The 22472-nt window shown below is 45.5% G+C and carries 23 protein-coding genes; 9 read left to right on the forward strand and 14 right to left on the reverse strand.

The genetic code is table 11. The features are described 5' to 3' along the window. Positions 1-16 precede the first annotated feature (16 nt). The 3 genes from rlmA to gap all read right to left on the reverse strand — a co-directional run bounded on the left by rlmA (position 17) and on the right by gap (position 3092). A complete protein-coding gene (gene rlmA, locus HLM86_RS06700) occupies positions 17-835 on the reverse strand; it encodes a 23S rRNA (guanine(745)-N(1))-methyltransferase (protein WP_076587232.1) in 819 nt (272 codons plus the stop codon). Between the two features lie 174 nt (positions 836-1009). Next, positions 1010-1894 carry a D-hexose-6-phosphate mutarotase gene (locus tag HLM86_RS06705; protein ID WP_170882445.1) on the reverse strand — a complete coding sequence of 295 codons (885 nt, stop codon included), beginning with the start codon at positions 1892-1894 and terminating at the stop codon, positions 1010-1012. A 202-nt stretch (positions 1895-2096) separates the two neighbouring features. Continuing rightward, a complete protein-coding gene (gap, locus tag HLM86_RS06710) occupies positions 2097-3092 on the reverse strand; it encodes a type I glyceraldehyde-3-phosphate dehydrogenase (protein ID WP_076587227.1) in 996 nt (331 codons plus the stop codon). 359 nt (positions 3093-3451) lie between these two features. Between gap and msrB the strand changes: the two genes are divergently transcribed. Further along, a complete protein-coding gene (msrB, locus tag HLM86_RS06715; protein ID WP_217702107.1) occupies positions 3452-3859 on the forward strand; it encodes a peptide-methionine (R)-S-oxide reductase MsrB in 408 nt (135 codons plus the stop codon). Positions 3860-3890: 31 nt separating this feature from the next. On the opposite strand, the gene HLM86_RS06720 is transcribed toward msrB, so the two are convergent. Continuing rightward, positions 3891-4718 (reverse strand): DUF2989 domain-containing protein, encoded by an 828-nt coding sequence (locus tag HLM86_RS06720; protein ID WP_076587223.1) that lies wholly within the window; start codon positions 4716-4718, stop codon positions 3891-3893. 107 nt (positions 4719-4825) lie between these two features. Here HLM86_RS06720 and HLM86_RS06725 point away from each other — a divergent pair, with 107 nt between their 5' ends. After that, entirely contained in the window at positions 4826-5113 is a 288-nt protein-coding gene (locus HLM86_RS06725) for a YeaC family protein (protein ID WP_076587221.1), read from the forward strand. Positions 5114-5159: 46 nt separating this feature from the next. Here HLM86_RS06725 and HLM86_RS06730 read toward each other — a convergent pair whose 3' ends face one another. From HLM86_RS06730 to HLM86_RS06745, 4 genes are all read right to left on the reverse strand, one after another. Further along, a complete protein-coding gene (locus tag HLM86_RS06730) occupies positions 5160-5654 on the reverse strand; it encodes a YchJ family metal-binding protein (protein WP_076587219.1) in 495 nt (164 codons plus the stop codon). A gap of 18 nt (positions 5655-5672) precedes the next feature. Beyond that, positions 5673-6890, reverse strand: coding sequence for an EAL and HDOD domain-containing protein (locus HLM86_RS06735; protein ID WP_170882447.1), 1218 nt, complete (start codon positions 6888-6890; stop codon positions 5673-5675). A 62-nt stretch (positions 6891-6952) separates the two neighbouring features. Further along, positions 6953-7690, reverse strand: coding sequence for a UDP-2,3-diacylglucosamine diphosphatase (lpxH, locus tag HLM86_RS06740; RefSeq protein WP_170882448.1), 738 nt, complete (start codon positions 7688-7690; stop codon positions 6953-6955). Positions 7691-7744: 54 nt separating this feature from the next. Then, positions 7745-8239, reverse strand: coding sequence for a peptidylprolyl isomerase (locus HLM86_RS06745; protein ID WP_076587215.1), 495 nt, complete (start codon positions 8237-8239; stop codon positions 7745-7747). A gap of 200 nt (positions 8240-8439) precedes the next feature. Here HLM86_RS06745 and cysS point away from each other — a divergent pair, with 200 nt between their 5' ends. Together cysS and HLM86_RS06755 are read left to right on the forward strand one after the other, a co-directional pair. Beyond that, the gene (cysS, locus tag HLM86_RS06750) at positions 8440-9822 is read left to right on the forward strand and encodes a cysteine--tRNA ligase (RefSeq protein WP_170882449.1); all 1383 of its coding nucleotides are present in this window, start codon (positions 8440-8442) and stop codon (positions 9820-9822) included. 61 nt (positions 9823-9883) lie between these two features. After that, positions 9884-10462: a thymidine kinase gene (locus HLM86_RS06755; RefSeq protein ID WP_076587210.1), complete on the forward strand. Its 579-nt coding sequence runs from the start codon at positions 9884-9886 to the stop codon at positions 10460-10462. Between the two features lie 61 nt (positions 10463-10523). On the opposite strand, the gene infA is transcribed toward HLM86_RS06755, so the two are convergent. From infA to aat, 3 genes are all read right to left on the reverse strand, one after another. Further along, entirely contained in the window at positions 10524-10742 is a 219-nt protein-coding gene (gene infA, locus HLM86_RS06760) for a translation initiation factor IF-1 (RefSeq protein ID WP_001040192.1), read from the reverse strand. Between the two features lie 79 nt (positions 10743-10821). Beyond that, entirely contained in the window at positions 10822-11520 is a 699-nt protein-coding gene (locus tag HLM86_RS06765; RefSeq protein WP_170882450.1) for an arginyltransferase, read from the reverse strand. Then, entirely contained in the window at positions 11517-12239 is a 723-nt protein-coding gene (gene aat, locus HLM86_RS06770) for a leucyl/phenylalanyl-tRNA--protein transferase (protein WP_170882451.1), read from the reverse strand. The genes HLM86_RS06765 and aat overlap by 4 nt, the downstream gene beginning before the upstream one ends. Before the next feature lie 438 nt (positions 12240-12677). Here aat and aroA point away from each other — a divergent pair, with 438 nt between their 5' ends. Continuing rightward, positions 12678-13958, forward strand: a complete 1281-nt coding sequence (gene aroA / locus HLM86_RS06775; RefSeq protein WP_076587204.1) for a 3-phosphoshikimate 1-carboxyvinyltransferase — start codon at positions 12678-12680, stop codon at positions 13956-13958. An 86-nt stretch (positions 13959-14044) separates the two neighbouring features. On the opposite strand, the gene HLM86_RS06780 is transcribed toward aroA, so the two are convergent. Further along, positions 14045-14293: a DUF2498 family protein gene (locus HLM86_RS06780; RefSeq protein WP_076587203.1), complete on the reverse strand. Its 249-nt coding sequence runs from the start codon at positions 14291-14293 to the stop codon at positions 14045-14047. A gap of 363 nt (positions 14294-14656) precedes the next feature. Here HLM86_RS06780 and topA point away from each other — a divergent pair, with 363 nt between their 5' ends. The 4 genes from topA (at position 14657) to HLM86_RS06800 (ending at position 21392) form a co-directional block, all read left to right on the forward strand. Beyond that, positions 14657-17299 (forward strand): type I DNA topoisomerase, encoded by a 2643-nt coding sequence (gene topA / locus HLM86_RS06785; RefSeq protein ID WP_076587201.1) that lies wholly within the window; start codon positions 14657-14659, stop codon positions 17297-17299. Positions 17300-17789: 490 nt separating this feature from the next. Further along, entirely contained in the window at positions 17790-19007 is a 1218-nt protein-coding gene (gene glgC / locus HLM86_RS06790) for a glucose-1-phosphate adenylyltransferase (RefSeq protein WP_170882452.1), read from the forward strand. Further along, positions 18997-20451 (forward strand): glycogen synthase GlgA, encoded by a 1455-nt coding sequence (gene glgA, locus HLM86_RS06795; RefSeq protein ID WP_170882478.1) that lies wholly within the window; start codon positions 18997-18999, stop codon positions 20449-20451. The genes glgC and glgA overlap by 11 nt, the downstream gene beginning before the upstream one ends. A gap of 146 nt (positions 20452-20597) precedes the next feature. After that, on the forward strand, positions 20598-21392 hold the full coding sequence (locus tag HLM86_RS06800) for an alpha/beta fold hydrolase (RefSeq protein WP_076587195.1): 795 nt from the start codon (positions 20598-20600) through the stop codon (positions 21390-21392). Here HLM86_RS06800 and HLM86_RS06805 read toward each other — a convergent pair. Further along, positions 21389-21706, reverse strand: coding sequence for a putative signal transducing protein (locus tag HLM86_RS06805; RefSeq protein ID WP_076587193.1), 318 nt, complete (start codon positions 21704-21706; stop codon positions 21389-21391). The genes HLM86_RS06800 and HLM86_RS06805 overlap by 4 nt on opposite strands. Then, positions 21703-22380 (reverse strand): TVP38/TMEM64 family protein, encoded by a 678-nt coding sequence (locus HLM86_RS06810; RefSeq protein ID WP_076587578.1) that lies wholly within the window; start codon positions 22378-22380, stop codon positions 21703-21705. The genes HLM86_RS06805 and HLM86_RS06810 overlap by 4 nt, the downstream gene beginning before the upstream one ends. Between the last annotated feature and the right edge of the window lie 92 nt (positions 22381-22472).

The raw sequence follows: 22472 nt of genomic DNA on the forward strand, positions 1-22472 counted from the left end.
TTTAAATGAGAATTGTTTACGTTTTTCGATAGGCTCGGATGAGAAAATCGGCGTCACAGGTAAAAGGGTCAGAGGACGCGAGAGTTTTACGTAGGGTATCGGTCGCTTTCCACGCAAACGGGGTCATCTGCAAAAGATCAAGGCCATCCCCATTGTGTAAGGTCATTGAGTAACTTAACTTGAGCTGTTCAACAAGTTCAAAGCCACTGAGTTGCTCGGCAGATTCACTGTGTAAACGGACGTCATCATAGATATGTTCCCTAAGCTGATATAGGTGTCGACTGGCAGGGGATACGGTGATGACAACCCCATTTGGCTTAAGCACTCGACACAATTCCTCGGCTTTACAGGGGGCGTAGATACGCAGCACCGCATCAAGGCCGCTGTCAGCGAAAGGCAGCCTGTGGCTTGACGCGACACTAAACAGGCAATTGGCATAGCGTTTGGCGGCATATCGAATGGCGATTTTGGAAATGTCTAAGCCGTAGGTCGAAGAATCGGGGTGCTGTTGGGCAAGATGTGTCGCGACTTCATTGGTGTAATAGCCTTCTCCACAGCCAATATCCAGTAATTGATGCGAGGTGTTTTTAAGGTACGCTTTGCAGACCTCGGCGACTTTATATTTGAGAGGATGATAATAGTCTTTTTCAAGAAAACGTCTTCGTGCCTGCATCATTTCTTTATTGTCACCTGGGTCGATAGACCGCTTATGCTGGACGGGCATCAGGTTGACATACCCCTCTTTCGCTAAATCGAAAGTATGGGCATTGTCACAGCGATAAGTCCTCTCATTCAGTGACAGGCTTAAATCGCATAAAGGACAGGTATATGACATAGTGAACTCTGAAAAAATATAGAGAATGAATGTTAACAGGAACAGGATGTGGACACTAGTCGAGTCACGGACATGAGGCTTCATAGAGGGCACGAGTAACGCGCACATTAAGCCGTTTTTCAACGCGATACTCATGATGCTTTAGTGGTGTTCAATCCCACCTAAGTTGGGGCATTATTGGACGCTAATGCGTGTAGAGAGCGGGTAACTTTCACCAGGTCGCAGGGTTTTGCCTTTTTCTAAACGGCTTGCATGCAGTGTCGACTCAACACACAGCATTGTTTGGTAGCCGTTGTCTGCCATATCGTTGATCAATTGGGCACCTGATGCCCAAGGGTTCCAAAGAACAGCGGCATTATGCCCTTGGTTTTCGACCCGTAGCGTTCGGTCAATGCGTGGATCTATGACAGCAATAACGTTGTCTGGTTGAGTATAAACGCGGTCAATAGCATGGTTTAACTGCAAGACATCACTTCCTTGGCATTGTTGACCTTGCTTGAGCTGATCAATATAGTCAAGGCCCATTCCAGTGGTTGTGACATCTTGGACATTGCCGACGTTAAGGTAAGTGTGAAGGGCCCCAGAAAATGTCCATTCTTGGCTATCGGTATTGGTCACATCGAGGGTGACCTTGAGCTCACTACCGACCTCAATAAGCAGACGTGCGCTGAACTGATAGGGCCAAATTTCTAATGTGTCTTCTGATGATTTGAGTTCAAGTACCAACATGATGTTTTGTGCGTCTTGTGTGAGCTCAGCGATATGCCATTCGCTGTTACGCGCAAAGCCATGTGCTGGTGTGGCAATGCGGCCAAACCAAGGCCAACATACCGGAATGCCACCTCGCAACGCCGCTTTACCATCGAAAATTGCCTGATCACTCATCCAGATGAGATCGTCTTGGCCTTTTGGTGCAAAAGAGACGACATGGCCGCCATGCAAAGCGATCCCCGCTGTCGCTTTCTCATGAATAATACGTACAATTTTCACGTTGTCCTTTTCGACAATAGTCACGTTGTCAGAAAGTACTGTGAGTACAGGAAGGGATAGTAAGTCCATTGGTCTCTCCAGAGTTTGAGAAATGACAGTTCAATACTCAGTGTGCGAGGGTGGAATAGCGGAGAAGAAGTAGCACCGCTTGAACCAGTATTGAGCTGTCATCTAAACACAAAATTCAGATAACAAAAAGGCGACTCAAGAGCCGCCTTTTTTATGTCTTATGCATCAAACACAAGTCACACTAATTGGTTACAAATCTCAATTACTTAGAGATGTGTGCAACTAGGTCTAGAACTTTGTTTGAGTAGCCAATTTCGTTGTCGTACCAAGATACAACTTTAACGAATTTGTCCGTCAGAGCAACACCCGCTTTAGCATCGAAGACTGAAGTTTGAACTTCACCGATGAAATCTTGTGATACTACTTGGTCTTCAGTGTAACCTAGAACACCTTTAAGCTCGCCTTCAGACGCTTCTTTCATCGCAGCACAGATTGCTTCGTAAGATGCAGCCGTCTTAAGGTTAACAGTTAGGTCAACGACAGAAACGTTAGCAGTTGGTACGCGGAAAGCCATACCCGTTAGAAGGCCATTCAGTTCTGGAAGAACAACGCCTACGGCTTTCGCTGCACCCGTTGAAGATGGGATGATGTTTTGAGAAGCACCACGGCCACCGCGCCAGTCTTTAGCAGAAGGACCATCAACCGTTTTTTGAGTTGCTGTCGTCGCGTGAACGGTAGTCATAAGACCAGATTCGATACCGAACTTGTCGTTAAGAACTTTCGCTACAGGCGCTAGACAGTTAGTCGTACAAGAAGCGTTAGAAACGATGTCTTGACCTGCGTAAGTAGCGTCGTTTACGCCCATAACAAACATAGGCGTTGCGTCTTTCGAAGGACCTGTAAGGACAACTTTCTTAGCGCCAGCAGTGATGTGTTTACGTGCTGTCTCGTCAGTTAGGAAAAGACCCGTTGCTTCAGCAACTACGTCTACGTCGATTGCATCCCATTTAAGATCTTCTGGGTTGCGTTCTGCTGTTACACGTACTGTTTTACCGTTAACAATCAGGTTTCCGCCTTCAACTTCAACAGTACCGTTGAAGCGACCATGCGTTGAATCGTACTTAAGCATGTAAGCCATATATTCAACGTCGATAAGGTCATTGATGCCAACAACTTCGATGTCATTGCGCTCTTGCGCTGCACGGAATACGAAACGACCGATACGGCCAAAACCGTTAATACCTACTTTGATAGTCATTATAGTTGCTCCACAACTTAATTTCTGATTAAAGATAACTGGTAGTAAAATTACAGAATCCAGTTAAAATCTGCAACAGATAATCGGACTTAACTTGTTTAAAGTCAAAAAAAAGCGTCGCTTTTTTTCACAATGAGTCACAATTGGCTATGTTTTGACCGGATCATGGGTTTCTTGTTCAAGCAGTTGAAGTAAAATAGGTCAGAGGGTCAATATGATGTTCAACCTGACACCCGTATTTAACTCTTACTGTCGTCGTTTAAAAGTATGTGTCACAACTGGTAAACTGCGCAAGTTTTTCGCACAGAAAGTTGGCGAACAGTGCTTAAAAATCGATATAAATCAAGGTGAAAGAATCAATGAAAAAACAATCAAAGCCAGATGAATACTGGCGTGAGACTCTCTCGGAAGAAGAATACAGAATTTGTCGTAGACAAGGGACAGAAGCGCCTTTTTCTGGGACGTTACTTCACAACAAAGACGCCGGTATCTATACGTGCACTTGCTGCCATTCTCCGCTGTTTCTATCCAATAATAAATATGATTCAGGGTGTGGTTGGCCCAGTTTTGATGCGCCAATTAACGATGAGGCGATAAGGTATTTAGAAGATCTAAGTCACGGAATGGTGCGTACTGAGATTCGTTGTGCAGCCTGTGATAGCCATCTTGGTCACGTTTTTAATGATGGGCCGAACACAACCGGTGAGCGATTTTGTATCAACTCTGTGTCGTTAATTTTCAACAATTCGAGTGAAAGCGGTGAATAATCCACCGATGTTTGTTTCATCCTTTCAGGCGCTATTTCTTATTTAGCGTCGCCAACAGGCTGCTGTTGTAGCGTCCTTTGCTGATTGCGCTCTCTACGTCACCGGCGAGATCGTCAAGTTGTGCGTACTTTTCTTTGCTAAAACCATAAAGCAAGTGTGTTTCCTGTAATGAAGGCATGCTGGCCTCGTCAAACTCGCTGGTAACCATTGCCCAGACATAGGCTTGTTCTTTTCGGCCAAGTTGATAATTGATGCTGGCAAGAGATTTAAAGATATCGAGGTTAATATTGTCCCCATTACCAAGCTCTAAGGATTTGTTAAGAAGCGTTAATGTTTTCTCTTGATCGCGGCTCGTATAGAAAGTAGCGAGTGCGTATTGCATCTCGGCAGTGTTGAGCGCTGGCGTTCCTTCTAGCTGTAAAAAGCTCCTTTTCGATGCGTCGTCCCCAGTTTGACTCCATAAGAAATACAGGGCTTCAGGGGCGCTAGACTCTCTTATCCGAACGACCAATGATTCAAGGTCGTCACCTGAGTTTACCAGAGCGTCAAAACGTTTTTGTTTTAAACCGGGTTGCTGAATGGGTTGAATTTGAGAGGCCAGTTCGAGACACTTTTTGTAGGCTGCTGCTAGGTGGTATTCTTTGATAAGATTGCTTGGTGTGGGTTGTTTGAACACTTCAAAACGATGCCATATTAGGTCGGTTCTGGGGACACGACATTGGCCATCGTCAAGGTTCATTCTTTCACATTGTAACTGTGGGTGCTTTTCACACAGTTGCTGGGTATTTTTTCTACCTTCAAAACACCCTGACAGCGCTAACGCTAAACTGATTATAAATAGTACTTTAAAATTATTCATAATTTGATTTGCTTGTGATCCGTTACACTTATTTTCCAATGCGGTCTTGACTCAAAGTGCAAGCTCGCTATTTTCTTCTCATATCACTTACCATTTAAGGATACACCATGGACGCAGAGCAGTTAATTCAAGCCATTACACCAGAGGCTTACGAGCGTCTTCTTTACGCCGTTGAAACCGGTAAGTGGCCCGAAGGTACTCCACTTTCTAATGATCAGCGAGATTCTTGTATGCAAGCTGTGATGCTGTATCAGTTTAAGCATAATGTAGAGGCGCAACATATGACAGTCGCTCAAAGCGGTGAGATTAGCTTTAAGTCAAAATCTGAACTCAAAAAACAATTTGATTCAGAGGATACGGATATTATCAGGGTAAATCCGAACCAAGATCAATAAGTTGACAGCAAACAGGAGAGTCTTCCTGTTTGCTTTAGAGATAGCATCATCCACAGCACTTTTTCCATTTTTTACCGCTGCCGCAGGCACAGGGGTCGTTACGCCCCAGTTTAGGGTGAGAAAGTGTTGGCGTCGGTCTTGATGCTTCATGCGTTTTTGGAAAAGTACCGTCAATGTAGTACCACAATCCCTTCACTTGAACGAATCGTGACCGTTCTTCAAGGCAGTGCTGAATGCCATCCTCTTCAAAAAAGGCTTTGAATGTGACATAGCCCTCATAATCATCACGGCCGGGCTCGGTGCTAACCACTTCAAGTTTGCACCAGCGGCTATCAATGGATTGCTCGATGGCGTCTCTTTGTTGCTCTGCATGGCAGCTGGGGTGGTAAGTTTCGACCACATAGTCGGCTAAGCATTTTACATGAGCGCTATAACGTGAACGCATCAGCTGCTCTGGGGTATGGGCTCTGGCGTGATCGGCGTGAATTGGCCCACAGCATTGCTCGTAGGGTTGCGGATGACCGCAAGGACATGGTGTCATGAATGCTCCGGATGAGCGTTACTTGGCAGACACAGAGAAAAGTTCGGCGGTCCACTGCACTGAAGCTTGGTAGTGGGTATTTAAATCATCAGAATTTAAGCCCATTTCTTGGCAGCCAAGTGCAACGTTTTCCCAGTCAGCCTGTTCGTAAGCTCTGGTTAGGGTGATAATGCCCCCTAGTATGCCTTCATTTTTTGTCAAAGCGAGCTTTATGGCCTCATCAATTGGAATTTCATTGACGATATTATCGAGAGACCGATCTAAAAGACTATCAAGAAGAGAAAACATCCCCGTTAGGAAAGCCTGCCCAGAGCCCAGTTGATCTCTAAAGTTGGCACCGATTAACTCGCAAAAGCGAGCACGCTGAATAGACAAACCATAAAGGTAATCAGGTTTACTGTCTTGAGAAGCGGCAAGGGCCACCAGTGAGATGAACTTACGCAGTTTTTCATCTCCTAGGTAAACTAACGCCTGTTTGAAAGAGTGAATTTCATTACTGATGATGGAAGATGAATTGACAAAACTGAGTAACTTGAATGAGAGGCCGACATCTTTACTGATAATCGATTCGATGATGGAGTAGTCCATTTGCTCCTTGGATATCTCAGTCATAAGCTGGATGACGGTCATAAATGAGGCTTCGAGTGATTTTTTACTGAGCATTTCGGGCTTGCTAAAAAAATAGCCCTGAAAGTATTCAAAACCCGCTTTCTTCGCTTGTTCAAACTCTTCATAGTTTTCCACTTTTTCGGCGAGGAACTGAATATGACTATTTCCTAGCCCCAGCATAAACATCTGAGCTTTTTCAATTGGAACCAGACGGATATCAAACTTGATTAACGCAATGTAGGGCAAAAACGCTTTCCATTCTTTATTGGGGATAAAATCATCGAGAGCGATTTTATAGCCCATTTCAGCCATTTCCTTGACTGCTTGGAGGAGCTCTGGGGTTGGTGGGCAATCTTCGAGCACTTCGACGACCATATTCTCCTTGGGAAACAAAGTGGGCACCTTGTTAATCAAACTTTGGTAAGGAAAGTTAATGAAACCTAATTTGTCGCCGAGCGTTTCGTAATGTGTATTCAAAAAGTGGTCGGAGAGCAGACGACTGGTCGCGTGCTCAGGATCGACGGCGGGAAAGGTATTTTTCGGCCCATCCCGAAACAAAAGTTCATAGCCGACCGTGTGTTTGTCACGATCTAAAATAGGTTGACGAGCAATATAAGAATAATTCACACCTAGCACCCACTTTTCGTTGGGCGAGGCCTCTATTAGCGCCAAACAAAGCCGTTATTTGCCTATAAATTGGTTGCCTTAAAAGGCCTAGCCTGTAACTGAAAACTGCTTTTAGCATAGACCAGAACTGAACCCTGAGTATACCAATCACCTAAAACAATTCGGGTTTTTGTTTCATTTTTGCTATTGAACGTATGGACATTGGGTCTGTGAGTATGACCATGAATCATCAGGTCAACATTATGTTGCCTCATGACCTTTTCAACCTCGCTTTGAGTGACGTCCATAATATCGAGGGATTTGGTGTTTTTGTCTGTGCGAATGTCGGACTGTACTTTTGCCACAATGCGTTTTTTGATCAGCATAGGGATACGGTTGAATATCCATTGTAGCCAAGGCTTATGCACGGTTTCTCTAAACTGGAGGTACTTGACATCTTCGGTGCACAAGGTGTCACCGTGCAAGACCACGGCTTTTTCACCATAGAGGTCAATAACGGTTTCGTCGCCGAGCAGTGTTACCCCAGTTTGCCGAGCAAACCTTTTTCCCACGAGGAAATCTCGGTTTCCCTGAGTGAAGTAGCAGGGTATACCCTTTGAAGTAAGGCGTTTAAATTCATGTCGGATCCGGTGAGAAAATTCGGAATTATCGTCGTCACCGACCCAGAACTCAAACAAGTCTCCCAAGACGTACAGGGCATCTGAGTGAATCGCCTCATCTCGCATAAACTTCACGAAACAGTCGGTTGTCTCAGGTGTTATCGGGGAAAGGTGGAGGTCAGCAATAAATAAAGTGGTCATAAATTTGTTCACCTGACAACAATCAGGAGAGCCAAAGGCTCTCCTGATTCGCTATTATGCTTCGATGGTGGTGCCAGTAATGACGACATCTTCTAACGGTACGTCTTGATGCATACCATAAGCGCCGGTGCTAACGCCTTTGATTTTATTAACAACATCCATTCCTTCCGCCACTTCTGCGAATACACAGTAGCCCCAACCGTCCATACTTTCGCTGCGAAAGTTAAGGAAGGTGTTGTCACTGACATTGATAAAGAACTGCGAACTTGCTGAGTGTGGTTCGGTAGTACGAGCCATGGCAAGGGTACCCACTTTATTACTCAGGCCGTTATTCGCTTCATTTTTAATTGGTGCGCGAGTGGTTTTTTCACTCAGACCTGACTCCATGCCACCACCTTGGATCATGAAACCATCGATAACACGGTGGAAAAGTGTGTTGTCGTAGAAACCATCGCGGCAGTATTGCAGAAAGTTTGCGCAGGTTTCTGGGGCTTGTTCTTCGTTCAACTGAATCTTGATGTCACCGAAGTTGGTGTGAAGGGTGATCATGATGATATCCTTTTTATGGCTTTAACTGTAAAAACTGAATTCTATATTAACTTCTCTTACTTTTGTACGTTAAAAATAGCACTATGTTGATGAATATTGGCCTCGGTGGTGGTTTTCTGAGCGTTTAAGGGATGACCTGATGGCTTGCCTATTGGTATACTGTCGGTCATTTTTTTCATCAAGATAATCAGATAGAGATCATGTTAAAGATTTATAACACACTCACACGACAAAAAGAGGAATTCGTCCCAATCGATGCCAACAAGGTTGGCATGTACGTCTGTGGGGTAACTATTTACGATCTCTGTCATATTGGTCATGGTCGTACCTTTGTGTCATTTGACGTAGTGTCACGCTACTTACGATACCTAGGTTATGATCTTAACTTCGTGCGTAATATTACAGATATTGATGACAAGATCATCAAAAGGGCGAGCGAGAACGGCGAGTCTTGTGATTCATTGACAGAACGTCTTATCGGTGAAATGCATTCAGACTTTGATGCGCTTAATATGAAGCGCCCTGATAGAGAACCGCGTGCGACAGAGTTTATTACTGAAATTATTGAGCTGGTTGAAAAATTGATCGACCGAGGCTTTGCTTATGTGGCGAGCAACGGTGATGTTATGTTTGAAGTCAGTAAGTTTGATGAATACGGTAAACTGTCAAAACAGGATCTTGACCAGTTGCAAGCGGGTGCTCGTGTCGATGTCGACAGCGCCAAACGCAGCCCACTTGACTTTGTGTTATGGAAAATGTCGAAACCGGGTGAACCGACATGGGCATCACCATGGGGAGCAGGACGTCCTGGCTGGCACATTGAATGTTCAGCGATGAACTCATCCATACTCGGAAATCACTTTGACATCCACGGTGGCGGAGCGGATCTTCAATTCCCTCACCATGAAAATGAAATTGCACAATCATGCTGTGCGCACGGCACTCAGTATGTCAATACATGGATGCACAGTGGTATGGTGATGGTGGACAAAGAGAAAATGTCTAAATCTTTGGGCAATTTCTTCACGATCCGTGATGTGTTGGCGCATTATGATGCTGAAACCATCCGTTACTTCCTGATGTCCGGCCATTATCGTAGTCAACTGAACTATAGCGAAGATAACTTGAAACAGGCGAGATCTGCTCTGGAACGACTTTACACATCGTTGCGCGGATTGGATCTCAGCGTGGCGGCCGCTGAGAGTGAAGACTATGTCACGCGTTTTAATCAAGCGATGAATGACGACTTCAATACACCAGAGGCCTACTCCGTGCTGTTTGATATGGCTCGTGACGTGAATCGTTTAAAATCAGACAATGTGCAACAGGCGAGTGCACTCGGTGTTAAGATGCGAGAACTCGCGGATGTGATTGGTATACTGCATCAGGATCCGGAAATCTTCCTTCAAGGCGATGCGGCAAGCGATGATGAAGTGTCTACAATCGAAGCATTAATTAAACTTCGTAATGACAGTCGTGCATCAAAAGATTGGTCGAACGCTGATATGGCGCGAGACAAACTCAACGACATGGGCATTGTTCTGGAAGATGGCCCAGACGGCACAACGTGGCGCCGTCACTGATCGTTTATTGCAGGGCTGTTAATACAGCCCTTTTTGTTTCTTTTAACATGGGTAGCAGTTTGTGGCTCAGATGTATTTCTACTACTCCGCGATGAATGCGGGTAAATCAACCACTCTTCTTCAGTCTTCTTTCAACTACCAAGAGCGAGGCATGACTCCGGTCATTTTTACTGCTGCGCTGGATGACCGATACGGCCTTGGCAAAGTGAGTTCCCGTATTGGGTTGCAATCAGACGCCTATCTATTTCGCGCAGATACTGATTTGTTTGAGGAAATCACTGCACTCAATGACGTTGAAAAGCGCCATTGTATTTTAGTCGATGAGTGCCAGTTTTTGACCAAACAACAGGTCTACCAGCTTACCGAAGTCGTAGATAAACTGAATATTCCTGTCCTGTGCTACGGATTGAGAACGGATTTTGTCGGTGAATTGTTTGAAGGAAGCCAATATTTGTTGTCTTGGGCAGACAAGTTGGTGGAACTAAAAACCATCTGTCATTGTGGTCGGAAAGCCAATATGGTGATAAGGACTGATGAAAATGGTCAGGCGTTAGCGCAAGGGGATCAGGTCGCTATTGGTGGCAACGAACGCTATGTGTCGGTTTGCCGTCAGCATTACAAACAGGCATTAAATAAGTAAACAACGATAAAAACAAAAAACGGAGCCAATGGCTCCGTTTTTTGTTTTCGCTAATCAGGGATTAACGAGCACGGAAGACGATGCGACCTTTAGACAGATCGTATGGTGTCATCTCTACAGTAACTTTGTCGCCAGTTAAGATACGAATGTAGTTCTTACGCATTTTACCGGAGATGTGAGCCGTAACTACGTGGCCGTTTTCGAGTTCAACACGGAACATTGTGTTTGGAAGAGTATCAAGGACGGTGCCTTGCATCTCAATTACGTCTTCTTTAGCCATTTAATCCTCGTTTAAAAATGGATATTTTTTTCGTCTAATCAAGCCGATAAAAATGAAAAAAGTAAAGTTGGGCCGTATTCTACCCTTGCCAACGCTGATTTACTAGCCTTTGATGACGCTGAAAGCGGACTTTATAATTCATTGCAGGGCATTGGTCGATTTGATAACCCAAATACAGCCATTGTTTTCCTTCTTGTTGACAGTACTTTAACTGGAACAAAATACCTAAAGTACCAAGAGATAACTCATGTTCTGGGTCGTAAAAGGTATAGAAGGCGCTCGCTGAATTAGACAAGGTATCAGTGACGGCAATAGCCACTAATTGATCTTGATCGTAAATATGCAGGTATTGAATGCGCAGCCAGTGACATTGGGAAAACTGAGCAAAATCGTTTTTGTTCGGCGGGTACATGGTCCCATCACGATGACGGGCGTTGATATATCGGGTATAAAGCTCGAACCAACCTGGTTCCATTTCTTCGCGCAATACCCATGTTAAATGTTGCGCTTTGCTGAGCAAGCGCTTCTGACTTTTAGACCAGTGAATATCGGGTACAGAAACGCGGATAGCCTGACACGCCTGACATTGGTCGCAGTGTGGTTTATAAATCGTATCACCACTGCGGCGAAAGCCATTAGCAAGGAGCAGCTCATAACTTGATGGGCTATGCATGCTGGGCTCGAGGGCGACGGCGACCCTTTCTTGCTGTTCTTTTAAATAGCTGCAAGTGTGGCTATCAGTTAGCCCGATACGTATCTGTTGCAAATCGGAACTCATTGACTCTCCTGTGAAGAAAAGGTGAGCCATTGGGGCTCAAAGCAGTTCTTCATCACCTCATTCTGTTTAAAGGATAGCAGGCTTTGCATGAAGGTTTGACGGTCGAGCTCCTGAGCCCCTAGAGAGAGCAAATGTGAATTGATGACTTGGCAGTCGATGAGCTGACCGCCGTGGACGTTGAAATGTTCGCAAAAGTACCACAACGCAATCTTGGAGGCGTTGGTCTCAAGACTGAACATTGATTCCCCGCAAAACATCTGGCCAATTGACAGTCCGTACAGGCCGCCAATCAGCTTTTCATTGTTCCACACTTCCACAGAGTGACAGTGGCCTAATCTGGCCAATTTTTTATAGGCTTTACGCATGTCCTCATTTAACCAAGTTTCATCGGCGGTTCTAACGGCAGCACAGTGATCGATCACTTGCTCGGTGACTCGGTTGATACTGATCTGGTAGCGATGTTTTTTTTGAAATTTCCTTAGACTCTTGGCCGGTTTGAATGCTTTAGGGTCAAACACTGCTCTAGGTGAAGGGCTCCACCAAAGCAGTGGTTCACCTGGCCCATACCAAGGGAAAATACCCTGCTGATAGGCGAGTAAAAGACGCTCGGGTGAGAGGTCTCCGCCGAATGCCAGTAGCCCATTAGGGTCATCCAAAGCCTCATCAGGGGATGGAAACCAGAGCGTGCTTTCGTCAAGTTCAGTTAGATAAATCGCCATGAATCAGGAGGACAAATTTGAAGAGGTGGTGATTGATTTTATTCATTTTTCCTCCATTTGCCAATGGAGGCTCAGAGACAAATATGGAAAGAACCGTGAATCAAGTGGTTTTGGAACAGTCCATTGTGGGGATGAGTGAGTCAGAAAGTGTTGCAACAAAAGCATTGGGCTGAGGAATGTGATTGGGTGCCGAGGCGGGGTGATTGGGCGGGAGGAGCGGTTACGCATTGGTAAGTTGGATCTCTTATGTTTCAACTCAGTTGTCGGGGAGGCAGAGTGATGGCACCAGTAAAAAGAGGTTCATTATTACTCACAAAAGATTGGGGTTATTTGTGACTTTGATCTGGTTTTAGGTGTCGATTTTCGTTAGGCTGCAATTATGAACAATTGTACATCGCTGGCTCAGGAAAGCTGGCGATCAAGGAATAGCGGAATTTAATGGAAAGCCTTACGTTACAACCAATCAACAAAGTCAATGGTGAGATCAACTTACCGGGGTCGAAAAGTGTGTCTAACCGAGCTTTATTGCTTGCGGCTCTGGCTTCGGGGACAACTCGCCTCACCAATTTGCTTGATAGCGATGATATTCGCCATATGCTGAATGCATTGACTAAGCTCGGTGTTCGCTACTCACTTTCGCAAGACAAAACGACATGTGAAATCGAAGGCTTGGGCCGAAACTTTGAGGCTCCACAAGCACTAGAGCTGTTTTTGGGTAACGCAGGGACGGCGATGCGGCCACTGGCGGCGGCCTTATGTCTAGGACAAGGCGAGTATGTTTTGACCGGTGAACCAAGGATGAAAGAGCGTCCTATTGGCCACTTGGTTGATGCTTTACGACAGGCCGGAGCGGATATCGAGTACCTGCAAAACGAGCATTACCCACCGATAAAAATTACAGGGACGGGGCTTAAAGGTGGGGTGGTAGAAATTGATGGCTCCATATCCAGCCAGTTTTTAACGGCATTTCTTATGTCAGCGCCGCTGGCTCAAGATGACGTGACGATTAAAATTGTTGGTGAATTGGTGTCTAAACCGTACATAGATATTACTCTTCACATTATGTCCCAATTTGGTGTTCACGTTGAAAACCACGACTATCAGGAGTTTGTTATCCACAAAGGTCAGTCGTATGTTTCTCCGGGTCACTTCCTTGTTGAAGGGGATGCGTCTTCAGCCTCGTACTTTCTTGCTGCCGCAGCAATAAAAGGGGGGGAAATCAAGGTCACTGGAATTGGCAGAAAGAGTATCCAAGGGGATATCCAATTTGCTGATGCGATTGAAAAAATGGGCGCAGTCATTGAATGGGGCGATGATTTTGTTATCGCTCGAGGAGGGGATCTCAACGCCGTAGATATGGACTTTAATCACATTCCAGATGCCGCGATGACCATTGCAACCGCTGCTTTGTTTGCCAAAGGTACCACGGTGATTCGCAATGTTTATAATTGGCGTGTCAAAGAAACCGATCGACTCACTGCGATGGCAACTGAGCTACGCAAAGTGGGGGCTGAAGTTGATGAGGGCGACGATTATATTTCCATCACGCCCCCTTTAGAGTTAAGGCATGCGGCAATTGATACTTATGATGATCATCGAATGGCCATGTGTTTTTCTCTGGTGGCATTGAGTGAAACACCGGTCACGATAAACGATCCCAAATGTACCTCAAAAACCTTCCCCGATTACTTTGAAAAGTTCGCTAGTCTGAGCGCTTAAAGGCAAGGTGATGAGACGAATTAACCCTGATGCTGATGAGCATCAGGGTTGATTTGTCTATGGTGGGGTCTGCGCCAAGCGGCGTACTAGGGTTGCAGTGTGAATTCTTTGGAAAGCCGAAGTGTTAGATATTTAAATATATTGAAAACCTTGGGTGTGTGAGTGCTTGGAAATCCATGCTTGTCGAGAAGGCAATCCCCCTTGAATACAACAACACCGTTTTGCTCACTAACACTGTCTGCCCGCATGTCAGGTAAATAATCGCTATGCTGTTGAATGAGGTGGTTGGCGATCAGTATCAGGTCGGACTTAGAAATTATTTGTTTTTTGTTCAATGTATTTCTCTCACTTTGTTATCGGCTAGTATCCTAGAGGTAGTGTAGGCTGGGTGAGCGGTAAGACATTGCGTGAGATCAATCCAGAATCATTCTAAGGGAAAGAAAACAAAACGATAGGTTTTGTGACCAAAGGCATAATTTCTTTTGTTCCACTGGCCGAAGATAATAGCCGAGTTTAGTATGTGGCACTTTCTGAATCTCGACAACGGCTCTATTCGATGATTTGTCGACCAGTCAATGTTGAAAATGAAAAAAGATATTGATCTTCTTGGTTTCTCGCTCAATAGTAAAAAAAGAAGCAATATTAAAAGTACGCTGTTCGATAATTCGATGCGTCATATTAAGGACACTTGAGGCAATATGGGTAAGTCACTCGTTATTGTGGAGTCGCCTGCCAAGGCTAAAACCATCAATAAGTATTTAGGTAAAGATTTTATTGTAAAATCCAGTGTGGGTCACGTGCGTGATCTTCCTACCGCTGGCCAGAGTACTGGTCAAAAGGCAGCGGCCGTTTCAACAAAGGGATTGAGCGCCGAAGAAAAAGCCAAAATCAAAAAAGCGAAAGACCGCAAAGCACTGATTAAAAAAATGGGCATCGACCCTTTTAATGATTGGGAAGCTAATTATCAGGTTCTGCCCGGCAAAGAAAAAGTCGTTGCGGAACTGCAAAGCCTTGCTGAAGATGCAGATTTCGTTTACCTCGCGACCGATTTGGACCGCGAAGGAGAAGCCATCGCTTGGCACCTTCGTGAGATCATCGGTGGTGATGAAGAGCGATACAAGCGGGTTGTGTTTAACGAAATTACCAAAAATGCCATTCAACAAGCTTTCCAAAAACCGGGTGAGCTAAGTATGGACGGTGTCAATGCACAACAAGCACGTCGCTTCTTAGACCGAGTTGTTGGTTTCATGGTATCACCGCTGCTGTGGAAAAAAGTCGCCCGTGGCTTATCAGCAGGGCGGGTGCAGTCAGTGGCCGTTAAGCTATTGGTTGAGCGCGAACGTGAAATCAAGGCGTTTACCCCAGAAGAATTTTGGGATATTCATGCTGACACTAAAACGGCAGACAAGACAGATTTTCGTCTTCAGGTTTCACAATGCAACGGTGTCGCGTTTAAACCGGCTAATCAGGCTGAGACGGATTCTGCCATCTCTGTCCTTGAGAAAGCGTCATACGAAGTGTGTAAGCGTGAGGACCGCCCGACATCGAGCAAACCATCAGCGCCTTTCATTACCTCAACTCTGCAGCAAGCCGCAAGTACTCGCCTGAGTTATGGTGTTAAGAAAACGATGATGTTAGCTCAGCGCCTATATGAAGCTGGCTACATTACTTATATGCGAACAGACTCGACCAATTTAAGCAAAGAAGCAGTTGAGACATTACGCGAATTTATCGGCGATGAGTTTGGTGATGCTTATCTTCCTAGCAAGCCTACCCTTTATGGCAGCAAAGAAGGTGCTCAGGAAGCACACGAAGCGATACGCCCGTCAGACGTGGCGGTAAAAGCGGATGATTTACAAGGAATGGATGCGGACGCCCACAAGCTGTACGCCCTGATATGGAATCAATTTGTTGCGTGTCAGATGACACCAGCAAAATATGATTCTACCACCGTCAGTGTGAAAGCGGCCGAATACACACTAAAAGCCAAAGGCCGTATCTTAAAGTTTGATGGTTGGACTCGTGTGCAGCGTCCTCTAGGCAAGAACGAAGACCAAATCCTGCCAGCGGTGCAGGTTGGTGATAGCATTAATCTTATTCACCTCGATCCTAAGCAACATTTTACTAAGCCGCCTGCCCGTTTTACCGAAGCGGCGTTAGTGAAAGAATTAGAAAAACGAGGTATTGGTCGTCCATCAACGTACGCTTCGATTATCTCAACGATTCAGGATCGTGGTTACGTTAAAGTGGAGCAGCGACGTTTCTTCGCCGAAAAAATGGGAGAGATTGTTACTGACCGTCTTGACGGTAGCTTCGATGAACTGATGAATTACGAGTTCACGTCTCGAATGGAAGAGAAACTTGACCAAATTGCCATTGGTGAAGCGAGCTGGAAGCAGGTACTTGATAATTTCTTCAATGATTTTACAGGCGATCTAGAGAAGGCTGAACAAGACGAAGAATTGGGCGGTATGAAACCTAACAATATCGTATATACCGATATTGAGTGCCCAACATGTGATCGGCCTATGGGTATCCGCACTGCTTCTACCGGTGTATTCCTTGGGTGTTCTGGTTACGCGTTACCTCCTAAAGAACGTTGTAAAACGACCATTAACCTCGGTGACGAGGATGGCGTGATCAACGTGCTTGAGGAAGACGTCGAAACGGCGGCTCTACGTGCCAAGAAGCGTTGCCCTATCTGTGAAACAGCAATGGATGCTTACCTCATCGATGACAAACGTAAGGTACATGTTTGCGGCAACAACCCCAATTGTGATGGTTATGTTGTAGAGCACGGTGAGTTTAAAGTTAAAGGTTATGACGGGCCGGTGGTCGAGTGTGACAAGTGCCAAAGTGATATGGTGCTTAAAAATGGTCGTTTTGGCAAATATATGGATTGTACGAGTGAAACGTGTAAGAACACTCGTAAAATTTTGAAAAATGGAGAGGTCGCACCGCCGAAAGAAGATCCGGTTCATTTGCCGGAACTGCCGTGTGAAAATTCAGACGCCTACTTCGTGTTGCGCGATGGCGCATCGGGCCTATTCCTTGCCGCTAGTACTTTTCCTAAATCGCGTGAAACTCGCGCACCTTTGGTGGAAGAGCTGGTTCGATACAAAGACCGAATCTCTCCTAAATTTCATTATTTGGCCAGTGCGCCGGAAAAGGACCCAGATGGTCTGCCAATGGTGGTGCGCTTTAGTCGTAAATCGAAAGAGAACTATGTTCGCTCAGAAGTCGATGGGAAACCTTCGGGCTACACAGCGCTCTACGTTGATGGCCAGTGGGAGGTAACTGACAAACGTAAGAAGCCAGCGAAAGACTCGAAAAAAGAGTAAGGCCTGAAGATCAAACAAAGAGCAGTCATTTTTATGGCTGCTTTTTTTATGCCGATCTCCACCCGGCTCACCCCGATGTTTGCCGACGATACTGTTAGGCAATTAAAATCCCCCTCAAACAGATACGTCGCTCTTTCGCTCATCCACCGGTGAGACGTCGGTCACTCAAAGACAGAATACATGTTCATTAAGTCGGTAACGGTTCACGAATTGTGTGACTTGCTTCGGGGCCCAGTAAAGCAACTTAACGTCCCCTCATGGTATGACATCTTTTGAATTGTAAATTTACCCAAATCCGGTAGTTTATAGTATACAAGATGCATATTTAATAAGAATAACCATGAAGTAACAAAACGGATTTTGTCCTACTCAATGGCCAGTTGATTCACACGTTTCTTACTGTTGACGTCAATGTTGTTATCAAAGAAGCCAGATGCTTGCCAAATAATAGATATATCAATGATTAAGTAATTATTATGGAGAAGAAATAATGTCTGGTGTTCTAGGAATGATACTTGCCGGAGGAGAGGGATCACGCCTTCGTCCGTTGACAGAATCTCGCAGTAAACCCTCCGTTCCTTTCGGTGGTAGTTATCGCCTGATAGATTTTGCTCTCAATAATTTTATCAATGCTGATTTGATGCGCATCTATGTACTGACCCAGTTTAAATCTCAATCCCTTTTTCACCATTTGAAAAAAGGCTGGAACATAAGCGGGATAACCGACAGGTTCATCGACCCCATTCCTGCCCAAATGCGCACTGGTAAACGTTGGTATGAGGGGACGGCAGATGCGATCTACCAAAACTTACGCTTTATGGAGTTGGCGGAACCTGACCAAGTGTGTATTTTTGGTTCTGACCACATCTATAAAATGGACATTAAGCAGATGTTGGATTTTCACAAGGAAAAACAAGCATCATTGACGGTATCGGCGCTTCGGATGCCAGTAGCAAAAGCGTCTCAGTTTGGGGTGATTGAAGTTGACTGTGATGGCCGTATGATCGGCTTTGAAGAAAAGCCCGCGGCTCCAAAACCTATTCCCAATGATAGTGAGTATGCCTTGGTGTCAATGGGTAATTATGTGTTTGAGGCGCAACCCTTATTTGCTGAGTTGGTGGAAGATGCGGATAATCCGAATTCATCTCACGACTTTGGCCAAGATATCATTCCGAAAATGTTTCCTCGGGGGGATGTCTTTGTTTATGACTTCAGTACCAACCGGATTTCAGGTGAAAAAGAAGACGTCTATTGGCGAGATGTGGGGACGATAGATGCTTACTGGCAGGCGCATATGGATCTGCTGACTAAAGACGCGCCTTTTTCGCTGTACAATCGTAAGTGGCCATTGCATACCTTTTACCCCGCTCTGCCCCCCGCAACGTTTAGTGATTCAGATAACGGTCGTGTCCAGATCATCGATAGTTTGGTTTGCAATGGCAGCTATGTTCGAGGCTCTAGGATTGAGAAGTCGGTATTGGGTTTTCGCAGTAATATTGCATCGACCTGCGATATCATTGAATCGATTCTCCTTGGGGATGTAAAGGTCGGAGAAAACTGCGTGTTGCGCCGAGTTATTATTGACAAAGACGTTGATATTGCGCCCGGAACTCAAATAGGGATTAATTTGATGAAAGATAAAGAGACATACCATGTCTCAGAAGACGGTATCGTCGTCATACCAAAGGGAGCTCGTGTTGGCTATTAAGCGTTTGTCGATTTTATTTGTTGTCTCGGAAGTGGAAGGCCTGATAAAGAGTGGGGGGCTTGCGGATGTCGCTCATGCTTTACCTAAGGCACTTGATGAACTTGACCAAGATGTTCGCTTAACGTTGCCAGCCTATCGTCAAATCCCAAATATTGATTGCGCTCCTGTCCTGCTAACGACTCAACTGGATCTCTGGCCGCATACGGAATATAAAGTACGGCAGTTAGAGTCCGCCGGCGTGACAGCCTATGCGATTGATTGTGAGAAGTATTTTGATCGATCGGAAATGTACGCGGAGGACAATCAGGCGTACAGTGATAACGGGGAACGTTTTGCGTTCTTTAGTGCAGCGTGCCTTGATATGCTGCCGAAACTGGGCTTCCAGCCAGATATTGTGCATGCGAATGACTGGCACACGGGGTTGGTTCCTTTTTTAATCAACCATCGTTATCGCAAAGCGGGTTTCTTCTCCCAGACCAAGAGTATTTTCTCCATTCATAATGCGGTATTTAAGGGCGTATTTCGCTACGACGAGTTGAAAGTGCTACCAGAAATGCACCCACGCAGTGCGCCCGATGCGGCCGTCAGCGCTACCCACATCAGTATGCTAAAAGCAGGGGTAATGAGTGCGGATAAAATCAACGCTGTAAGCCCAACGTACGCGCAAGAGTTGAAAACCGAGTTGGGCAGTCATGGCATGGCGCAAGATTTCAGGCAACGGCAGAATGATTTGGTGGGCATACTTAATGGTTGCGATTATACGGCTTGGAATCCCGAGACCGATGAGTACCTGCCAAAGAACTATTCCGCTGAGCGCAATAGCATGGTGCAAGGTAAACAGGCTTGTAAGCTCGCTTTGCAAGAGATGCTGGGTTTCGCAAAAAAAACCTTGCCTGTCTATGGGATGGTGTGTCGATTAACGAGTCAAAAGGGCCTACATTATCTTCTGCCTATTTTAGAGGCCTTTCTTCGTCATGATGTGCAGTTAGTCATTGTTGGAACCGGGGATCCAGTTATTGCCTCTAAGCTTATTGATATCGAGGCGTTACATGGCGAAAGATTCAAGTTTGTTAACGCCTACGACAATCGAATGGCGCACCTTGTTGAAGCGGGATCGGATTTCTTCCTTATGCCTTCAGAATTTGAACCCTGTGGCCTTAACCAGATTTACAGCATGGCTTATGGGACATTGCCAATTGTGCGCGGGGTAGGGGGCCTGAAAGACAGTGTCAACGATTACGATACCAATCCCGCGCAAGCAACCGGGTTTATTTTTGAGCAACCCACCCCCGAGTCCTTGTTGCTTGTCTTACAACGTTCCTTACTGTTGTACTTGCAGCAACCTGATGAAATCAAGCGTGTTCAACTTTATGCCATGCGACAAGACTTTTGCTGGAAGAGGTCAGCGACTGAGTACTTGAAGATATACCATAGCGCTTTCTAACATAAGTTGGGCAAAAAACAGGCAGGCTCTTTACTCTTTTTATTGGCTATTTAGGATTTAATAAACTAAAAAGATCAAAGCAGAATTTAAATGTTAGCGGTGTATGATATCCTGTCACCCCGACTGTCCTGACCTGAAAGTAAAGTATGAGTAAATCGTTACTGTTTCACAAAACGTACTTGCACCCAACGAGCAAAGAGTGGGTGGTATTTGTGCATGGTGCGGGCGGCAGTTCGTCTATTTGGTTTAAACAAGTCAAAGCGTACCGAGAGCACTTCAACTTGTTGCTCGTTGACTTACGCGGGCACGGAAAGTCGAGTCCCTTACTCAAAGAGTTAATCGCTAAGCGATATACCTTTAAAGCCGTGACGGCAGATATTCTTAAGGTCCTTGATCACCTCAAAATTTCTTCGGCTCACTTTGTGGGTATGTCCCTTGGAACCATTATTGTTCGTAATCTTGCCGAGATGTCATCTGGGCGGGTAAAGTCAATGGTCCTAGGAGGCGCTGTAACACGGTTTAACACTCGCTCTCAGGCCTTGGTAAGGGTAGGCAACCTATTAAAGCACATTGTCCCTTACATGTGGTTATATCGCTTATTTGCTTATATCGTTATGCCCCTTCGTGCGCAGAAGCAGTCACGGCATTTGTTCATTCGAGAAGCGAAGAAGTTGTGTCAGAAGGAATTTAAGCGCTGGTTTACCCTTACGGCAGAGGTCAACCCTCTTATGCGCTACTTTAAAGACCGTGAGCTTCCTATCCCCACGCTATATTTGATGGGTGAGCGTGATTACATGTTTATCCGCCCCGTGAAAGAAATGGTTGCTGTTCATCAGAAAAGCACGCTACTTGAAATCCCAGACTGCGGACACGTCTGTAATATAGAGCGGCCAGAAGTCTTCAACCAGCATTCCATCGACTTTATTATACGTCAGAGCTAGGCAGGCGACTCGGTACTGAATCGCCCACATTGCCAGCAGGCGGCAAACTGGACCTCATTCATCTCATTGCAGTTTTGACATTGCCAGTCATCCCCTACCGGGGTGCTTTTGTGCGTGTCGATGACGGCTTGTGCTTGCTCACGTTGCTCTGGGTTCAATAGCCATACATAAGGCTGGGCATTGTCGCAGAAAGGGATCTCTCCTTGTAGGCCGAACAGAGCTTCCCCTCTGACTTCACAGTCAATGTGATTTGTTTTTAGAAGCTCACAGATGATGTGAGCTTCTGGTGGTGTATCGGCAATGTATAGTTTCACGTTTGAGGGACGCCTTTCACTTTGCTCATTACCCATTTGGCGATAACAGGAAAAAGGCCAAGGAGTGCGAATGAGGCTAACACGGTAGGGGACACAATACCCGACAAGCTGTCGATTTGCGCTAGCTGAGTCCCTGCATTGAGGTAGACGGCGGTCCCAGGCAGCATGCCCAACTGACTGACGAAATAAAAGCGAGCGGCCGAGAGAGGGGTTAACCCCATCAGAAGATTAATTAGGAAAAATGGAAACACTGGGATTAGGCGTAACGAAAACAGATAAAATGCCCCATCGCGCTCCACGCCTTGGTTAATCGCATTGAGGCGGTCACCAAATTTATTTTGTACCCAATCACGCAACAGAAAACGGCTGCTGAGAAAGGCGAGAGTCGCACCTATTGTGCTGGCGAAAGAGACCAACACTAAGCTGGTCCAAAAACCAAATAAAGCCGCCCCGAGTAAGGTGACGACAGCGGCGCCGGGAATGGAAAAGGCGGTGATAGCGATGTAAGCCAAAAAATAAACCACGGCGGCGAGTGCAAAGTTATTGCTGATAAAATCGGATAACGCGGTTTGTTGTACTTTGGCATTTTCCAATGTTAGATATTGACCAAAATTAGCGCCAAGGAAGATAATCAGTCCCACCAGAACGACCCCAAAAACAAGTTTTTTATTCATAACGATTCCCATAGATTATTCTTCAAGCCCTAAAATTGTTAACAGATAAGAACGGTTTGGCAAAGGTTAAATTTCATAAAAAATAAAAAAGC

The organism is Vibrio ostreicida (assembly GCF_013074385.2).
GTDB lineage: Bacteria > Pseudomonadota > Gammaproteobacteria > Enterobacterales > Vibrionaceae > Vibrio > Vibrio ostreicida.